This window comes from Burkholderia cepacia complex sp. TUM26381, assembly GCF_057439935.1.
The window spans coordinates 956,267-971,561 of sequence record NZ_CM172006.1; the positions used below are offsets into that span (position 1 = coordinate 956,267).

General features: G+C 68.4%; 17 protein-coding genes. 9 read left to right on the top strand and 8 right to left on the bottom strand.

The genetic code is table 11. From position 1 onward, the window contains the following. Nucleotides 1-14: 14 nt before the first annotated feature. Together ACWMMN_RS04505 and scpB are read left to right on the top strand one after the other, a co-directional pair. Nucleotides 15-1,238 (top strand): CaiB/BaiF CoA transferase family protein, encoded by a 1,224-nt coding sequence (locus ACWMMN_RS04505; RefSeq protein WP_486423024.1) that lies wholly within the window; start codon nucleotides 15-17, stop codon nucleotides 1,236-1,238. Beyond that, entirely contained in the window at nucleotides 1,235-2,044 is an 810-nt protein-coding gene (scpB, locus tag ACWMMN_RS04510) for a methylmalonyl-CoA decarboxylase (RefSeq protein ID WP_059235679.1), read from the top strand. The genes ACWMMN_RS04505 and scpB overlap by 4 nt, the downstream gene beginning before the upstream one ends. Nucleotides 2,045-2,076: 32 nt before the next feature. Here scpB and ACWMMN_RS04515 read toward each other — a convergent pair whose 3' ends face one another. The 3 genes from ACWMMN_RS04515 to ACWMMN_RS04525 all read right to left on the bottom strand — a co-directional run bounded on the left by ACWMMN_RS04515 (nucleotide 2,077) and on the right by ACWMMN_RS04525 (nucleotide 4,097). Then, on the bottom strand, nucleotides 2,077-2,619 hold the full coding sequence (locus ACWMMN_RS04515) for a chromate transporter (RefSeq protein WP_174994308.1): 543 nt from the start codon (nucleotides 2,617-2,619) through the stop codon (nucleotides 2,077-2,079). Beyond that, on the bottom strand, nucleotides 2,616-3,227 hold the full coding sequence (locus ACWMMN_RS04520) for a chromate transporter (RefSeq protein WP_486423025.1): 612 nt from the start codon (nucleotides 3,225-3,227) through the stop codon (nucleotides 2,616-2,618). Before ACWMMN_RS04520 ends, ACWMMN_RS04515 begins: the two co-directional genes overlap by 4 nt. Before the next feature lie 114 nt (nucleotides 3,228-3,341). Beyond that, nucleotides 3,342-4,097 carry a DeoR/GlpR family DNA-binding transcription regulator gene (locus ACWMMN_RS04525; protein WP_059235674.1) on the bottom strand — a complete coding sequence of 252 codons (756 nt, stop codon included), beginning with the start codon at nucleotides 4,095-4,097 and terminating at the stop codon, nucleotides 3,342-3,344. Between the two features lie 81 nt (nucleotides 4,098-4,178). On the opposite strand from ACWMMN_RS04525, the gene ACWMMN_RS04530 reads away from it, so the two are divergent. From ACWMMN_RS04530 to ACWMMN_RS04540, 3 genes are all read left to right on the top strand, one after another. Continuing rightward, entirely contained in the window at nucleotides 4,179-4,778 is a 600-nt protein-coding gene (locus tag ACWMMN_RS04530) for an NUDIX domain-containing protein (protein WP_174994310.1), read from the top strand. Further along, nucleotides 4,775-5,155: a DUF4406 domain-containing protein gene (locus tag ACWMMN_RS04535; RefSeq protein WP_486423026.1), complete on the top strand. Its 381-nt coding sequence runs from the start codon at nucleotides 4,775-4,777 to the stop codon at nucleotides 5,153-5,155. Before ACWMMN_RS04530 ends, ACWMMN_RS04535 begins: the two co-directional genes overlap by 4 nt. A 185-nt stretch (nucleotides 5,156-5,340) precedes the next feature. Continuing rightward, entirely contained in the window at nucleotides 5,341-6,300 is a 960-nt protein-coding gene (locus ACWMMN_RS04540; RefSeq protein ID WP_486423027.1) for an SIR2 family NAD-dependent protein deacylase, read from the top strand. A 37-nt stretch (nucleotides 6,301-6,337) separates the two neighbouring features. On the opposite strand, the gene ACWMMN_RS04545 is transcribed toward ACWMMN_RS04540, so the two are convergent. After that, nucleotides 6,338-7,549 (bottom strand): S53 family peptidase, encoded by a 1,212-nt coding sequence (locus ACWMMN_RS04545; RefSeq protein ID WP_256085657.1) that lies wholly within the window; start codon nucleotides 7,547-7,549, stop codon nucleotides 6,338-6,340. A gap of 401 nt (nucleotides 7,550-7,950) precedes the next feature. Between ACWMMN_RS04545 and crcB the strand changes: the two genes are divergently transcribed. Continuing rightward, nucleotides 7,951-8,337, top strand: coding sequence for a fluoride efflux transporter CrcB (crcB, locus tag ACWMMN_RS04550; protein ID WP_059235665.1), 387 nt, complete (start codon nucleotides 7,951-7,953; stop codon nucleotides 8,335-8,337). Nucleotides 8,338-8,360: 23 nt separating this feature from the next. Continuing rightward, nucleotides 8,361-8,711 carry a DUF190 domain-containing protein gene (locus tag ACWMMN_RS04555; RefSeq protein ID WP_059236869.1) on the top strand — a complete coding sequence of 117 codons (351 nt, stop codon included), beginning with the start codon at nucleotides 8,361-8,363 and terminating at the stop codon, nucleotides 8,709-8,711. A gap of 10 nt (nucleotides 8,712-8,721) precedes the next feature. On the opposite strand, the gene ACWMMN_RS04560 is transcribed toward ACWMMN_RS04555, so the two are convergent. After that, a complete protein-coding gene (locus ACWMMN_RS04560) occupies nucleotides 8,722-9,285 on the bottom strand; it encodes a YggT family protein (protein ID WP_059235663.1) in 564 nt (187 codons plus the stop codon). Between the two features lie 75 nt (nucleotides 9,286-9,360). Beyond that, nucleotides 9,361-10,290 (bottom strand): Rossmann-like and DUF2520 domain-containing protein, encoded by a 930-nt coding sequence (locus tag ACWMMN_RS04565; RefSeq protein WP_059235661.1) that lies wholly within the window; start codon nucleotides 10,288-10,290, stop codon nucleotides 9,361-9,363. Nucleotides 10,291-10,804: 514 nt separating this feature from the next. Here ACWMMN_RS04565 and ACWMMN_RS04570 point away from each other — a divergent pair. Continuing rightward, a complete protein-coding gene (locus ACWMMN_RS04570; protein WP_050011620.1) occupies nucleotides 10,805-11,113 on the top strand; it encodes a hypothetical protein in 309 nt (102 codons plus the stop codon). Nucleotides 11,114-11,231: 118 nt separating this feature from the next. On the opposite strand, the gene ACWMMN_RS04575 is transcribed toward ACWMMN_RS04570, so the two are convergent. Then, nucleotides 11,232-11,900: a LysE family translocator gene (locus ACWMMN_RS04575; protein ID WP_174994313.1), complete on the bottom strand. Its 669-nt coding sequence runs from the start codon at nucleotides 11,898-11,900 to the stop codon at nucleotides 11,232-11,234. 58 nt (nucleotides 11,901-11,958) lie between these two features. Further along, nucleotides 11,959-13,515, bottom strand: coding sequence for a UbiD family decarboxylase (locus ACWMMN_RS04580; protein WP_256085659.1), 1,557 nt, complete (start codon nucleotides 13,513-13,515; stop codon nucleotides 11,959-11,961). Nucleotides 13,516-14,111: 596 nt separating this feature from the next. Here ACWMMN_RS04580 and ACWMMN_RS04585 point away from each other — a divergent pair. Beyond that, nucleotides 14,112-15,239 (top strand): transglycosylase SLT domain-containing protein, encoded by a 1,128-nt coding sequence (locus tag ACWMMN_RS04585; RefSeq protein WP_059235653.1) that lies wholly within the window; start codon nucleotides 14,112-14,114, stop codon nucleotides 15,237-15,239. Nucleotides 15,240-15,295: the final 56 nt, after the last annotated feature.

Consider the following 15,295-nt stretch of genomic DNA (forward strand, 5'->3'; position numbering starts at 1 on the left):
ATCAGGAGTCCGGAATGCAGGCATTGAAGGGAATCAAGGTCGTCGATCTGAGTCGCGCGCTGTCGGGGCCGTTCTGCTCGATGGTGCTCGCCGATCTCGGCGCCGACGTGATCAAGGTCGAGTCGGGGCCGCACGGCGACATGAGCCGCACCTGGGGGCCGTTCGATCGCGGCGTGAGTACGTACTACCTGTCCTGCAACCGCAACAAGCGCGGCATCTGCGTGGACTTCCGGCAGCCGGCCGGCCTCGACGTCGTGCGGCGCCTGATCGCACAGGCCGACGTCGTGATCGAGAATTTCAAGGCCGGCACGATGGACGCGATGGGGCTCGGTTATGCCGCGCTGAGCGCGCGCGATCCGCGGCTCGTGATGGGCAGCGTCACCGCATTCGGCCCGCGCGGCCCGCTGCGCGACTGGCCGGGTTTCGACCAGATCGCGCAGGGCTATGCAGGGCTGATGAGCCTGACCGGTTTCCCGGACGGCGAGCCGACCCGCACCGGCACCGCGATCGGCGATCTCAGCTCGGGGATGTGGGTGGCAACCGGCGTGATGGCCGCGCTGTTCGAGCGCGAGCGCACCGGGCGCGGCCAGCATGTCGGCACGTCGTTGCTGGAAAGCCTCGTGTCGCTGCTGAGCGTGCACGGGCAACGCTACCTGAGCCTCGGCGACGTGCCGCGCCGCACCGGCAATGCGCATGCGGTGATCGCGCCGTACGGCGTGTTCGAGACGGCCGACGGCCCGCTCAACCTCGCGCCGATCACGACCGACATGTGGCTGCGACTGTGCCAGTTGCTGGATCTGCCCGAGCTGCCGAACGATCCGCGCTTCGCGACCAACGATGCGCGCGTCGCGCACCGTGACGAACTGAAGGCGTTGCTCGAAAGCCGGCTGCGCACGCGCGGCAAGCGCGAATGGACGCAGCGTTTCGTGGAAGCCGGTTTGCCGGCCGGGCCGATCAATACGCTCGACGAAGTGTTCGACGATCCGCAGCTCGCGCATTGCGGGCTGGTCGAGCCGGTCGCACATCCGACGCTCGGCACGCTGCGCCAGGTCGTCACGCCGCTCGGCGGGATGGGCGACGACGTGCCGGCGCCCCGCACGCGCCATGCGCCGCCGCTGCTCGGCGAGCATACGGTCGACGTGCTGCGCGAAGCGGGCTACGGCGACGATGCGATCGACGAACTGCTGGCCGGGCGCGCGATTTTCCAGGCGGAAGCCGTGGCGGAGGCCGTGCAATGACCGACATGACGAAACACGACAGCGCGTCGGCCGTGACGGTCGAGATGGTCGGCGAGCGGATTGCGCGCGTGCGGTTCGCGAATCCGGCGCGGCGGCATGCGCTCGACGCACCGTTGCTCGATGCGCTGGTCGCGCGCCTCGACGCGCTCGCCGGACACCGTCCGCCGCCCGTCGTGATCCTGTCGAACGACGGCAGCGGCGACGTGTGGAGCGCGGGGCACGACCTGCGCGAACTGGCCGACGATCGCGATCCGCTCGCATATGGCAAGCCGCTTGAACGCGCGCTGCGGCGCGTACGGACCTATCCGGGGGCAGTGATCGCGGCGGTGGCCGGGTCGGCGTGGGGCGGGGCGGTCGATCTCGTGATGAGCTGCGATCTTGTCGTCGCGGCGCGCGATGCGCGTTTCGCGATGACGCCGGCGAACATCGGCCTGCCGTATTCGACGAGCGGCCTGCTGCGTTTCTACGACAACCTGCCGATTCACGTGCTGAAGGAAATGTTCTTCTGCGCGCAGCCGCTCGACGCGGAGCGCGCCGCGCATCACGGGCTCGTGAACCGGCTGGCCGAGCCGGGCGGTGTCGACGACGCGGCGCTCGACGTCGCACGCACGATTGCCGCGAAGGCGCCGCTGGCCGTGCATGCGGTGAAAGAGCAGTTGCGCGTGCTGCAGGACGCGCGGCCGCTGCCTGCCGATGCGTTCGAACGCATCGCCGAGTTGCGCCGGCAAGCGTGCGAAGGCGCCGATTTCGACGAAGGGCTGCGTGCGTTCGCGGAGCGTCGCGCGCCGCAGTTTCGCGGCGCCTAGGCGTACCGGTCGCGCTGCGACGGCGGTGTGCGCTACACGCCGCCGAGTGCGTGTACGCCGACGAGCAGCAGCGCGCCGATCGCGATCAGCAGCAGCGCATGAAGGCGCGTGTAGATCACGCACAGCGTCGATGCAACCGCGATCGCGCGCGCGGCCCAGCCGCCGTCGAGCGCCTGCAGCAGCACCCACACCGACGCGAGGATCATGCCGGCCGCGACCGGGCGCAGGCCGGTTTCGAGCGCAATCTGCCAGCGCGCGCCCTGGTGCCGCCGCCACAGGTGCGCGACGCCGTAGATCAGGAAAGCCGTCGGGCCGAACAGCGCGAGCGTCGCGATCACCGCGCCCCAGAAGCCGGCCACCTGCCAGCCGATCAGCGTCGCCAGCAGCGAGCCGGGGCCCGGCGCCATCCGCGCGATCGCGAAGTCGTTCACGAATTGCGTGGCGCTCATCCAGTGATGGACGTCGACGACCTGCCGCTGGATATCGGCAATGATGGCCTGCCCGCCGCCGATCGTCGCGATCGACAGCGGCGCGAATACGCCGAACAGGGCGGCATAGCGTGCAGACGCGTTCATCGTGCGTCGCGCTCGGCCGATGTCGCGGCCGCGCGGCGGTATTCGAGCGCGACGCTCAGCATGCCGCCGATCAGCACGGTCCACACGAGCGGCCAGTGCAGCACCGCAACCGACACGAACGTGAGCGCCATCACGGCGAACGGCAGCACGCGACGCGGCAGCCGGCGCACGGCGGTGATCGCCATCGAGATCGACAGGCCGATCGCCGCGGCCGCCGCGCCGGCGAGCGCGACGTGCGTGAGCGGAAAGCGCGTGAGGGTCGAGAACGCGACGCCGAACAGCACGATCAGCACGGCCGGCGGTGCGATGATGCCGGTGAAGCCGGCCACCGCGCCGCGCCAGCCGGCGAGGCGGTAGCCGATCCAGATCGCGAGGTTCTTCACGTTGACGCCCGGCAACGCCTGCGACAGTGCGAGGCCGTTGAGGAACGCCTCTTCGTCGAGCCAGCGCCGTTCGTAGACGAAATCGCGCATCATCCGCCCGCTCAGTCCGCCGCCGAAGCTGGTCAGGCCGATTTGCGTGAACGCGATGAACAGCGCGAGGATGCCCGGCGGCGGTGCGTCGCCTGCGGGCGGTGCCGGTGGAGTCGTGGCGGAGGGCGGGGGCATCGGGCGGGGAGCACGTGGCGATCGGGCGATCGCTCATGTTAGCAAGGGCTGCCTGTCAGCACGCTGACATGGGCTGGGCGCCGGCGCGACGACACCCGCAACCGGTTCGACGCATTAGGCGCGCACGACCGTCACGCCTGCCGCCTCGATCGGCTTCGTCAGCGCGGCTTCGGTTTCCTTTTCGACGACGATCGTCTGCGCGAGCGTGATCTCGCCGATCACGAACTGCGACGCTGCGCGCAGTTTCGATTGCGACGCGAGCACGACCGTCTCGGCCGCGCGTTCGGCCAGCGCGCGCTTGATCGCCGCTTCCTCGAAGTCGCCGGTGCTCAACCCGGCGACCGGATGGACGCCCGTGACGCCCATGAAGTACAGGTCCGCATGAATGCGCGCGATGCCTTCCATCGCCGCCGCGCCGACCGCGACGATCGAATGCTTGTACAGCCGCCCGCCGATCAGGATCACGTCGATCGACGGATGCGCGGCCAGCGCGACCGCGACGCTCGGGCTGTGCGTGACGATCGTCGCGCGCAGGTCGGCCGGCAGCTGGCTGACGAGCAGTGCCGAGGTCGTGCCGCCGTCGACGATCGCCACCTGGCCGGGCGCGATCATCTCCGCCGCGCGCCGCGCGATGCGCCGCTTTTCCGCCGTCTCGAGCGCCTCGCGCTGCGCGAACGGCGCGACGGCCGGCGACGCCGGCAGCGCGCCGCCATGCACGCGCTGCAGCAGACCTTCGGCCGCGAGTTCGCGCAGGTCGCGACGCACCGTGTCCTCGGACACGCCGAATTGCGCGCTCAGCTCGACGGCCAGTACCTGGCCGTCGCGTGCGAGCGCATCGAGGATCGCCTTCTTGCGTTGGGTCGTCAGCATCGTGTTTGCACGAAAATTCTTGAAATTGCACGAATCTGCACGTTACCATGGGCGCCGTCTTTTGTCGAACGGGAGGCTGCAATGGCTGCAACGCGTGACCGGGTGCGCATCGTCGATACGACGGTGCTGTCCGATGACTGGTATGTGCTGAAGAAGGTGACCTTCGATTTCCTGCGCCGCGACGGAACGTGGCAGCGCTTGAGCCGCGAGACCTACGATCGCGGCAACGGCGCGACGATCCTGTTGCGCAATGCCGGCACGGGCGACGTGTTGCTGACGCGGCAGTTCCGGATGCCGGCGTTCGTGAGCGGGCACGACGGCATGCTGCTCGAAGCGGCGGCCGGCCTGCTCGACGATGAGACCCCCGAAGTGCGCATCCGTGCGGAGGCCGAGGAGGAGACCGGCTATCGCGTGCGCGGCGTGCGCAAGGTGTTCGAGGCGTTCATGAGCCCGGGTTCCGTCACGGAGAAGCTGCATTTCTTCGTCGGCGAATACGATGCGTCGCTGCGCACCGGCGACGGCGGTGGCGTCGCGGAAGAGGGCGAGGATCTCGAGGTCGTCGAGATGCCGCTGCGGGCCGCGCTGGATGCGGTCGAGCGCGGCGAGATCGTCGATGCGAAGACGATCATGCTGCTGCAGTACGTCGCGCTGCGGGAAACCGCCGGCGCGCGCGCCGCATGACGCCGCGGCTCGTGCTGGTCGCCGGCCCCTATCGCAGCGGCACCGACGGCGACCCCGCGCGCATCGCCGCGAACCTGCACCGGCTGGAAGCGGCGGCGCTGGCCGTGTATCGGCGCGGGCACATGCCGATGATCGGCGAGTGGGTGTCGCTGCCGCTCGCGGCCGCGGCCGGGTCGACACAGGTCGGCGACGCGATCGGCGAGGCGTTCCTGTATCCGGCCGCACACCGGTTGCTGCGCCGCTGCGATGCGGTGCTGCGTATCGAGGGCGCGTCGCGCGGGGCCGACATGGACGTCGGTCTGGCGCGGCAGCTCGGCAAACCGGTCTATTTCACGGCCGACGAGATTCCGGTCGCGCGGGACGATCCGGATAGCTGACCAGGATGGGCGGCGCCGGGCCGACGCACCGCCGGCCACGTTGCTGTATCGGCCGCTTGTCTGCATGGCAGATGACCGGACGAGCACGGCGTCGTGCCGCTGCATCGCGCATGCGGCGCGGCGCCCGAACGGGCGTATGATCGCGACGCCACTCGCGCACCGTTCGACGCTACCGCCGCCCCATCATGCCGTTCTCCGATTCCGCCGATCCCGCCGATCCCGCCGATTCCACCGACGCCACCGACGCCACCGACGCCACCGACGCCACCGACGCCACCGACGCCACCGACGCCACCGACGCCACCGACGCCACCGACGCGCCACTGCCCGCCGATCTCGTCGCATCCGCCGTCGACGCGCTCGCGCGCGCCGACGCATTGCTCGTGACGGCCGGCGCGGGTATCGGCGTCGATTCCGGGTTGCCCGATTTTCGCGGGTCCGACGGCTTCTGGCGCGCGTATCCGGCGCTGCGCCACGCGCGTTTCGAATTCCACGAGATTGCGTCGCCGCATGCATTCCGTGCACGTGCGCCGCTTGCGTGGGGGTTCTATGGGCACCGTCTCGCGCTCTACCGCGCGACGGTGCCGCATGCGGGTTTCGCGATCCTGCGCCGCTGGATCGACGCGATGCCGAACGGCGGCTTCGTGCTGACGAGCAACGTCGACGGCCAGTTCCAGAAAGCCGGCTTCGATCCGGCGCGCATCGTCGAGATCCACGGGTCGATTCATGCGCTGCAGTGCCTGCGGCCGTGCTCGGACGACACGTGGGATGCGGCGCCGTTCGTGCCCGATGTCGACGAAGCCACGTGCCGCCTGGTCGGCGACATGCCGCGCTGCCCGCACTGCGGCGGCCTCGCGCGGCCGAACATCCTGATGTTCGGCGACACCGGCTGGCTCGGCGAGCGCTATGACGCGCAGGAACGCGCGCTGGAAGACTGGATCGCGCAGGCCGGGCGCGTCGCCGTGGTCGAGATCGGCGCGGGCACCGCGATTCCGACCGTACGCCTGCTGAGCGAACGGCTCGGTGCGGACGTGATCCGCATCAACGCACGCGAAGCGCATGCGCGCCGTTCGGACGTGATCGGGCTGAAGGGGAGCGCGCTCGCGACGTTGACCGCGCTCGATCGCGCGTGGCGCGGCGGCTGAGTCCCGCGCCACGGGCCTGCCGGCGGCAACCGCCAGGTTACGGACGGGCGACGAGCGCCTGCACGAGCGCCGACGCGACGGGCGAACCGAGCCCCGTCACGTAGTCGTAGCCGCCCGCAGCGTTGCAGATGCTGCCGCAATTGCCGTTCGACCCGGTCGTCACGTCGTGAAAGTCGCTGCCGTATGCGTTTTTGCCGACCGTATAGAGCGCGTCATAGGTGCCGCTCAACGACTTCTTGCCGGCCGCCGTGCGCAGCGAGTTCGCGATCGCGACGAGCGCCGACCATTGCGGCGCGCCCGCGCTCGTGCCGCCGACCTGGAACCAGCCGGCCTGCCCCTGATAGGTGACCGAGTCGTACACCGCGAAACCGCTGGACGGACTCGCGTCGTAGCTGACGTCGGGCACGCCGCGCTTGCCGGCCACCGGAATCGGCCAGGCGGTCTGGCCGGCCGGCTCGGCCTCGGTCGTGCTCACGCCGCCGCCGCTGCCGCTCCATGCGGCTTCGCCGACATAGTTGCCGGCCGAATCGGACGATAGCGTCGTGCCGCCGACCGACACCACGTAAGGCGACGCGGCCGGGTACTCGGTCCCGGTGCCGCTGTCGCCGGACGACGCGACGAAGGTGACGCCCGCGACGTTGAAGTGGCTGTCGAAGCCGGTCTCGGTGCTGAATTCGCTGCCGCCGAAACTCATCGACACGACCGACGCGCCGCGCTTGACCGCGACGTCGACCGCGGCCAGCAGGTCGCTGAAGCTGGCCGAAGCGGCCTCGACCAGCACGATCTTCGCCTTCGGCGCGATCGCGTGCACCCATTCGACGTCGAGCGACATCTCGAGCGACCAGCCCGAATCGGTCTTCGGCCGCGCGCCGTGTGCGTACACCTTGGTGAAACAGCCGTTCGACGACGTGCAGGCCGGCAGCGAGAATGCGTTGCTGAACACGCCGAGATCGGACTCGATCTTCGGGTCGTCGTACGCGTCGACGATCGCGACGGTCATCCCGTCGCCCTGGTTGGCGATCGAATCGAATCCGTACGCGTGTCGCGTGAGCGCGGGCGTGAGGCCGGCGATCGTGGCCGTGCTCGCGCGCTGCTTCGTGTGGAACGGCGGGCGGGCGAATCCTTTCGGCGCGCGGTTGCCCTCGACGTAGGAGGGTGGCCCGTTGCCGTCGGCGAGCGCGACAGTCGATGCGAGCAACGACGCGCACAGCGCCGGAATCAACATGGATGACAGGCGGATATTGTTCATTTTTCGAGTCTCCATGTCGATGGAATAGCGTGGCGAATCAATTTTACGAAATCGGTGGAGTCGATTGAATCGAATATCGGCCGGATACGGGAATGTCTGATAAGGGAAAGTACGTGTAACCCTTGTGAGAAGGGTGTTTTGCAGGGTTGACCTGTGTCGGGGCGAATCGCATTCTCGATTTTAAAAAACCGATAAATAATCAGCCGATTCAAAATCAATTCGTAATGTCAGATGTAATTATTCGGAAATGATCGGCGGCGATGCGCGCGTGGAAATAATGAAACGCATCGCGCGGTTGCCGTTCGATCGAGTGCGTGCCGGCATTGCCGCCGTCGCGCGATTCCGCATACAGTTCAGCGTAAGCCGCGCCCGCCGCGCAGCGGCATCAATGAGGGGTGTCCTTGTTCTATTCGATCGTCGCGATCTTCGTCGGCGCGGGGCTCGGCGCGTTGCTGCGCTGGTTCCTGAGCCTCGCGCTCAACGAATTCTTTCCGGCCGTGCCGCTTGGCACGCTCGCGTCGAACCTGATCGGCGGCTACGTGATCGGCGTGGCCGCCGTCGTGTTCACGGCGCGCGTCGGGTTGCCGCCCGAGTGGCGGTTGTTCGTGATCACGGGTTTCCTCGGTGGCCTCACGACGTTCTCGACCTATTCGGTCGAAGTGATGACGCATGCGCTCGAGGGCGAATTCGGATGGGCGTTTGCGGTGGCTGCCCTACACTTGACTGGATCGTTCGCGCTCACGGCGCTCGGCATGTGGACCGCGCGCGCGTGGCTCGCGGCGGCCTGAGCGTGCCGCCACCGGAGGGTGCGATGGACAGGGTCTTCTTGCGCTTCTATGTGCACGAGCAGCACCGGCTGCACTGGAAGCCGCTGTGGGAATGGTTGCTGGAGGAGGCGAGCCGGATGGGCGTCGCGGGCGGGTCCGCGTTTCGCGCGATGGCCGGTTTCGGCCAGCATCGCGTGCTGCACGAGGACCGCTTCTTCGAACTGCAGGGATCGCTCGCGATCGAGGTCGAATTCATCGTCACCGAGGACGAAGCGCGGCGGTTGCTCGAGCGGCTGTCGCACGAGAAGGTGCGCGTGTGCTACGCGATGATGCCGGCGCAGTTCGGCGTGATCGATACGCTCGGCGCACCGCCGGCACCGGGGCCGGCGGCGTAGCGGAGCCGAATCAGATACCGAACATCGTCAGCGACACGGCAGCGCGCGTGACGATCATCAGCAGGACCTGCACGATCACGAACAGCAGGATCGGCGACAGGTCGATGCCGCCGAGGTTCGGGATCACCCGGCGCAGCGGGTTCAGGAACGGTGCGGTGAGCTGGAAGAGGATCGGCATCGCCGGCGAGCGCGGATTGAGCCACGACAGCAGCGCCATCAGGATCGTCATCCAGATGACGAGATTGAGCGCCCACTTCACGACGGTGAGCAGCGCGACCACGACGAGCGTCGCGATCACCGCGGCCGGATCGAAGCCGGCCATCACGACCATCAGCACGACGTACACGAGCGCGGTGAGCAGCGCGGCGGCGACGCTGGCCCAGTCGATGCCGCGTACGCCCGGGATTACGCGGCGCAGCGGCAGCACGAGCCAGTTGGTCGCCTGCAGCACGGCCTGCGTGACGGGGTTGTACGGCGGCACGCGGACGGCCTGCATCCAGACGCGCAGGATCAGCGCGGCGCCGAACAGCGTGAAGACGGTATTGAGCAGAAAACGGGCGATCTCGCCGAACATCGTTGGCATCCTTTTTATACAGTCAGTAGCGCGCGGCCGCCAACGCCGGTTGGCGGCGCATCGGCCGACACCTTATCACGCCTCGTCTTGCGACGGGGAGGGGTGCGCGGCCGCGCGCGCGAGCGACGTTTCGACGGCTTCGGCCAGCGCCGGCAACGACGCCGGTGGCGTGGCGCGCTTCGCCGCGAGCGCGACCGCGCGGCGTGTCAGCAGTGCATACAGCGCCGCGTGATCGCCGCCGCGCGCTTCGAGCAGCGCGAGCTGGCGTTCGACGATGCCCGTATCGCCGCGCGACACCGGGCCGGACAGTGCATTCGCGAGCCCCTTGTCGCGCGCGGTCTCGATCGTGCCGGCGAGCATCGGCAGCAGCGCGCGCAGCGCGGCGTCCTCGTCGAAGCCGAGGCCGCGCCACAGCTCGACCGCTTCCGACAGCCCGCACAGCGCGAAGCTCGCCGCGTAGTGTGCGGCCGCGTGATAGAGCATCCGGCCACCGGCCGGAATCGACAGCGGATGACAGCCGAGCGCGGCAGCAAGTCGCAGCAGCGTCGCGTGCAGTGCACCGTCCGCTTCGATCGTGACCGAGCAGCCGTCGATGCGCGCGAGGTCGGCGTCGGTGCCGCCGAACAGGTACAGCGGATGGAAGCCGCCGGTGGCCGCGCCTTGCTGCTTCGCCGGATCGAGCAGCGCGACCGCCGATGCGCCGCTGCAATGAACGACCGCCTGGCCGGCGGCGCGCGCCGCGTCGAAGCGGAGCGCCGCGGCGGTCGGGGCGAGATGGTCGTCGGGCACCGTCAGGAAGATCAGGTCGGCCGCATCGACAACCTGCTGCGGCGTGTCGACTGCCTGGCAGCCGTCGATGCGCGCGGCAAGGCCGGCGGCCGACGCAGGCGTGCGGCTCGCGATTGCCGCGACGGGGAAGCCGGCCTGCGCGAAGCGCTGCGCGACACAGCGTGCGAGGCGGCCGGCGCCGATGAAGCCGAGGCGGGGTGTGTCGGGAAGGGACATGGCAGCGCACGTAAGCAAAAACGAAGCAACCGCCAGTATCGCAGGAATGTCGGGTGGGTCGTGGAAGGGTGGTCGCCGTGCACCGCAGGTATTCATTACCGACGTGCGGCCCGCTCCCCGTGCGGATCGGTGCCCGGCGTCACGGCCGGATCACGATCGTGGAATCCGACCCCGAAATAGCGCGTGCGCATATCCCGCTTGAAATGTCGGCATCTTGTCTCAAATTTGTAATCGTTCATTACGTACGCGAGCCCGCTGTGCGCGCCGTATCCGGTAAGACTGACCGGCCTTGATGTTGCAACCCGAGTCGTCGGACGGAATCGCGCGACCGGCAAGGGGCGCGGCCGGTTCGGGACGCCGCGCCGCAAGGCGGCTCCAGCCGCGTGCAATTGCAATTTGCAACAAATGCACGATACGCGAGGGGCGGGTTTTCGCTACATTGCTTCCATGCGACGTGCATGCCCGCCGTTGCCGACAGGAGCGCCTAAAATACCGCTCCAGCAGGAGAATCGAAGTGAAAAAGCTCATTCCGTTCATCGCCGCCGCCGCGCTGGGCCTGGGTGCCGCAAGCGCCGCGCAGGCTCACGTGTCGATCGGGGTCGGCATCGGTATCCCGGTCGCACCCGCGTACCCCGTCTATGCACCGCCGCCGCCCGTGTACTACGCGCCGCCGCCTCCGCCCGTCTACTACGCGCCGGCGCCGGCCTACTATGCGCCGCCGCCCGCCGTGGTCGTCGGCGGCTACGGTGGTGGTTACTACGGTCGCCCGTACTGGCGACATGGTTACGGCGGCTGGGGCCATCACGGCTACTGGCGTCGCTGATTCGTCCCGCGCGGCCTGACCGCGCGTGGCAAAACGGCGCATCGTCCCGCGAGGGGCGCTGCGCCGTTTTTCTTTTGGGGATGCCGCTTGCTGCGCGGCCCGTGCGGGCCGGCTTCGCTTACACCGCGTGCACGATCAGGTCGCGGTAGCCGCCGACGATCACGCTATACGAGAAATACGCGAACAGCAGCGCCGACGCGATATGGCACGCGCGCATCAACCCGGCGCCCGCGCGCTTGCGACCCTGGCTCGCGAGCGTGCACATGAAGAGCGTCCAGGCGAGGCCGCCGAGAAAGAAGCCCGACAGGAACACCGACGCGGTGACCGGCGTCGTCGCGCCGGCCTTCGCGATCAGTGCGCCGCCGACCGCCGCGAACCACAGGATCGCGCTCGGCGACGACATCGCGAGCAGCATTCCGCGCAGGAAGCTGCGCCGCGCGCTTGCCCGCGGCTGCGGGGCGTCGTCCGCATCGTCGTCGGCCGCGCGGGCCGGCGCCAGCGCTTCGCGCGCCATCTTCCACGTGAGAAACAGCAGCACCGCGCCGCCGCCGATCCACACGATCCAGCGCACCGGCTCGAACTGCAGCAGCACGGCCATCCCCGCGAGCGCGAGGGCCGCGTAGACGAGATCGCCGACGCACGAGCCGACGCCGAGCCAGAAGCCCGGCCGGAAGCCGTGCGACAGCGTCAGCGACAGCATCGCGACGTTCACGAGGCCGATGTCGAGACAGAGCGACAGCGACAGGAAGAAACCGTCGGACAGCATGGAGGCGGGCGGAAAGCTCATCTTCGTCGTGCTTGTGGCAATTGCGCGGCACGGGCCGGCGCGTGCCGGCCGCGTGGCTTCAGAGGCCGATCTCCTGCCAGAGCCGGTCGACGCGCGCCTTCACGGCCGCATCCATCTCGATCGGGCGGCCCCATTCGCGATTCGTCTCGCCGGGCCACTTGTTGGTCGCGTCGAGCCCCATCTTCGAGCCGAGTCCGGCCACCGGCGATGCGAAGTCGAGATAGTCGATCGGCGTGCTGTCGACCATCACCGTGTCGCGCACGGGGTCGACACGCGTCGTGATCGCCCAGATCACTTCCTTCCAGTCGCGGATGTTCACGTCCTCGTCGACGACCACGATGAACTTCGTATACATGAACTGCCGCAGGAAGCTCCACACGCCGAACATCACGCGCTTCGCGTGGCCTGCGTAGCTCTTCTTCATCTGGACGATCGCCATCCGGTAGCTGCAGCCTTCGGGCGGCAGATAGAAGTCGGTGATCTCGGAGAACTGCTTCTGCAGCAGCGGCACGAATACTTCGTTGAGCGCGACGCCGAGCACGGCCGGCTCGTCGGGCGGCTTGCCCGTGTAGGTCGAGTGGTAGATCGCGTCGCGACGCATCGTGATGCGCTCGACGGTGAACACCGGGAACCACTCCTGCTCGTTGTAGTAGCCGGTGTGGTCGCCGTACGGCCCTTCGAGCGCGTGCTCGTAGGCGGCCGACGCATTGCCGGCCGGCCGCGGCGGGGCGCCGGCCGGAGCAGGGGCAGGTGCGCCTTCCTGCGGGTAAATGAAGCCTTCGAGCACGATCTCCGCGCGCGCGGGCACCTGCAGCGTGTCGACGCCGGGCGTCAGGCACTTTGCGAGCTCCGTGCGGCTGCCGCGCAGCAGGCCGGCGAACTGGTATTCGGACAGCGAATCGGGCACGGGCGTCACCGCGCCGAGCGTCGTGGCGGGATCGGCGCCGAGCACGACCGCGACCGGATACGGCTTGCCGGGGTTCTGCAGCGCGAACTCGCGGAAGTCGAGGGCGCCGCCGCGATGCGCGAGCCAGCGCATGATCAGCTTGTTGCGGCCGATCAGCTGCTGGCGGTAGATGCCGAGATTCTGGCGCGACTTGTTCGGCCCGCGCGTGACCGTCAGGCCCCACGTGACGAGCGGCCCCGCGTCGCCGGGCCAGCAGGTCTGGATCGGCAGCTTGTTCAGGTCGACGTCGTTGCCTTCCCAGACGATCTCCTGGCACGGTGGCGACGACACCGACTTGGGCGCCATGTCCCACACGGCCTTCGCGAGCGACAGCAGCTTGCCGGCGTCCTTCAGGCTCTTCGGCGGATCGGGTTCTTTCAGCGCGGACAGCAGCCGCCCGAGATCGCGCAGCGAATCGAGCGCGGCGTCGTCGCCCGCGTCGACGCCCATCCCGAGCGCGACGCGGCGCGGCGTACCGAACAGGTTGCCGAGCACCGGAAACGCATGGCCGGGCGGCGCGTTGAACAGCAGCGCAGGGCCGCCGGCGCGCAGCACGCGGTCGCACAGCTCGGTCATTTCGAGCACGGGCGACACGGGTTGCGTGACGCGCCGCAGTTCGCCGAGCGCCTCGAGGCGCTGGATGAAATCGCGTAAGTCTTTGTATTTCATGAAGAAGGTCCGGGCCACCCGCGTGGCGGGCAGCGATGGGCGGGCGCAGCGGCCGGCTGCGGCCCCGAATTGACCGACGATTCTACCCGGGCCGCCGCGCGGCCGCCCGGCGGAGAAAAAAGTCGACCGCGCGCAAACCCCCTACGGCACGGGACTTGCGATCTGAAGACCGTTCTTAAATTACTTTTTGTTATAATTTCGTAGTTTTATAGTGTTGACGATCTATAAAACCCTGCTAGAATCCGCTCACATTGGCTGCAGGGTAAAAGGCTTCGAGCCGCCAATCACCGATCTTTGACGCAGCGCGTCACCGTCCGCCGAATCCTGCACGGCGTATCCGACGGCCTTAGTCGTAGTCCTCGCCAGCGCTACCAGACGCTGGTTTTTTGCGTGGGTGCCACCGCGTATGCCCGCCTCGCCCAGTGTGCGAAGGCGCCGGCCCTCTTACACCGTGGCCTCGAACGGTACTTATACCGTTTCCCCGATGCTTGCGCGTCCCAACCAAGGCGTGCGGCGTCGTGATTCCGCGGCGCGTTTTCTGTCTCGCCATCGAGCTGAGCGAGCCGCACGAGTCATGTTCATGGGAGATGATCTGAATGAACGCTTGGTTATCGTGGCGTCCCAATGAGCAGCATGCGCAGATCGTGCGCAACATGCTGCGTCGCGGGACGCGTGTCAGTCACCATCTATTCAGCGTTGTCGGCTGTTTCGCTGTCGCGGTTGCGCTTGCACTGTGGCTGCTGCCAACCGTCCGCGGCACGCTTGCCGCGAAGCTGATGCCGGTCGTATCCGCGGCCGTGCAGGCCGGGCCAGCCCGTTTGCTGTCCGGTCATCCGCTGCCGAACTTCGCGCCTGCCGGTGCGCAGCCGCAGCAGGAAGAGACGCCTGAAACGGACGCGCTTGCGGTCGGCCTCGATGTCGCACCGGAAGCCGCCGCACAGGGTGCCCAAGGCGATGCGTCGGATCCGGCCCGCAACGGCCCGTCGCCGGTCGCACTGGCCAAACTGATTCCGACCCAGCGGGTGGCGGCCGATGCGCGCGACGATCGTGCGCTCGCGTCGAACCGCGAACAGGCGCTCGTCGCGACCTATCTGTCGCGCCGTTACCGCGTCGCGCAGGAGCCGCTCGGCCAGCTCGTCAAGGCTGCGTTCCAGACCGGCCGTGATGTCGGACTCGATCCGCTGCTGCTGCTGTCCGTGATGGCGATCGAATCGGGCTTCAATCCGTATGCCGAAAGCGGCGTTGGCGCGAAGGGCCTGATGCAGGTCATGTCGAAGGTCCATTCCGACAAGTTCGAGTATTTCGGCGGCACCGACACCGCGCTGCAACCGCTCGCGAACCTGCAGGTCGGCGCACTCGTGCTGAAAGACTGCATCGCGCGCGGCGGCTCGCTGGCGAACGGCCTGCGCCTGTACAACGGTTCGACGAATCCCGACGACACCGCATACGGCTCGAAGGTGATGGCCGAACGTGGCCGGCTGCGCGACGTGTCGCACGGCCGCAGCGTGCCGGTCAACGCGCCGCAGGCGCCGGCGCAGCCGGCGAAGCCGATCGTCACGGCGGCCGTGACGGGCGCGGCAGGCGGCGCGAAGCGCGTGCATGCGACGCTCGACGGCGCGACGTCGGTCAAGGCGGCAGCGCCGAAGGAAACCGCACCGCAGGACGACGCGAGCGTCGATACCGCGAAGCAGTCGCACGGCGTTCATTCGGAGCTCGGCGCGTAACATTCCGCGTGCCGCCCGGCTCTGGCCGGCAGGCAATGAAAAAGGCACCCGATCCG